The sequence below is a fragment of the Deinococcus sp. genome (genome assembly GCF_030523985.1).
GTDB lineage: Bacteria > Deinococcota > Deinococci > Deinococcales > Deinococcaceae > Deinococcus.
Genome location: NZ_JAUNHK010000210.1, coordinates 1 through 1,643, shown reverse-complemented (window position 1 = coordinate 1,643; position 1,643 = coordinate 1). Strand labels below are relative to the sequence as shown.

The 1,643-nt window shown below is 62.2% G+C and carries 2 protein-coding genes; one reads left to right on the top strand and one right to left on the bottom strand.

Going from position 1 to position 1,643, the window contains the following annotated elements; all coding sequences use genetic code 11:
• Positions 1–70: 70 nt before the first annotated feature.
• Positions 71–694, bottom strand: coding sequence for a C40 family peptidase (locus Q4C89_RS15050; RefSeq protein WP_303103432.1), 624 nt, complete (start codon positions 692–694; stop codon positions 71–73).
• 366 nt (positions 695–1,060) lie between these two features.
• Here Q4C89_RS15050 and Q4C89_RS15045 point away from each other — a divergent pair, with 366 nt between their 5' ends.
• Positions 1,061–1,441, top strand: coding sequence for a hypothetical protein (locus tag Q4C89_RS15045; protein WP_303103431.1), 381 nt, complete (start codon positions 1,061–1,063; stop codon positions 1,439–1,441).
• The last annotated feature ends 202 nt before the right edge of the window (positions 1,442–1,643 follow it).

Here is a 1,643-nt window from a genome sequence, read left to right as displayed (position 1 = left end):
AAAAAGCACGCACCCCCACCGGGGCAGGTGGGGGCAGGGCGATGAAAGCCGCTGTTGGCGTGCTTGTGGGTCAGCTGAGGACGCGGCGGGCGCCCATGTAACGGCTGGCCCAGTAGGGATTGCTGAACATCGGCTCGACGACGGTGCGGCCGTGGTAGGAGTTGGCGTTCGCCATCATGCCGTTGCCGAGGTAGATGCCCACGTGGCTCACGCCACGGCCCATCGTGTTGAAGAACACCAGGTCGCCGGGTTGGAGGTTGCGGCTGCTGACCGCGTACCCGACGCGCCACTGGGCGGCGGCGGTGCGGGGCAGGTTGATGCCCATCTGCTGGAACACGCGCAGGGTGTAGCCGCTGCAATCGATACCGCCGTAGCCGGTGCCGCCCAGAACGTAGCGGATGCCGAGGTAGCGGCTGGCAGCGGTGTTCACGTAGGGGCGGCTGCTGGTGCGGGCAGCGGGCGCGGCGGCCTGGGCCGTGTTGCTCTTGGTGAATCCACCGCCAATCTGGAGGCGCTGGCCCACCTGGATGGTGGTGCTTCTCAGTCCGTTCAGGCGCATCAGGCTGGCGGCATCGGTGCCGTAGTTACGCGCAATCTTCGAGAGCGTATCACCAGACTTCACGGTGTAGGTGGCGGCTCCAGCAGTGGTCAAGCTCAAAGCGGAGATGGTGGTCAGGAGGTGGGCGGCTTTCATCGACTCCGGAATCCTATCCCAAAACCGTTCACTTGCCCTTAATCCTTAAATGAATGGGGGACTTTTATGCGCCTATACGACGTATATGCGGACTTTTAGACTGCATAACCCGATGAATACGAAGGATTTCCTCAGCGTTCTCAGATTATGACTCATTTCTGAATTGTCACCCCGGAAAAGCGTGTTGGTGGGCGAAAGTGGGGCTTCATGGAAAGTTCGCTTCCATATTTTTCTCATCCTTTTGACTGAGCGCTTCCTGTCCTCTCTTCCCGTCTGTCCCCACCGAAGGGTATGCCGGAAAAGCCGGGAACGCGCCTATACTTTGCGCCAGCCGTCTGCCGTCTGGACCGGAACACAGGAGAGACGATGAAAGAAAAAATGACCACCGAACAGCTTCTTCAGGGCCTCAAGCACTACCGCCGCATCGCCCGGCAGGACATGCTGCGTGCCCCCGAAACCCCCCATCCCGACGCCTTTTTGCGCCATGCCGAGGCCCGGCGCGAGATTTACGCCGCCCTGGGTGACTACGCCGCCGAACACGCACCGGAAGACGTGGTGACGCACGCGCTGGAGCTTTATCAGGCGCTGCCGTTCGTCACCGGAACTGCCGAGCACGAGCACCCGCAAATCAAGGGTCAGGAAAACGCGCTGGAAAACTTCTTCCTGCTGGTGGCCCTCGACCCACGCACCCGGCGCGAGACCCGCTCCAAACGCCCCAAATTGGAAAGCGTGACGCCCGCTCCCTGAAGTCGTCCCTGACCTGCTGCCCCCGACACCTGACAGTAGCCCTGTCGCCGTGTCGGGGGCGGCCTTAGTGACCCACCGACCACACCCAGTTGCCTACCTTCGCTTCTGGACCGCTACAGGTCACCAGTTGCACTTCGCGGCGGCGGCGCAGCCAGTACGCCACGGCTCCCGGTTCGCAACTCAGGCAAATGCCGCTGCTGGG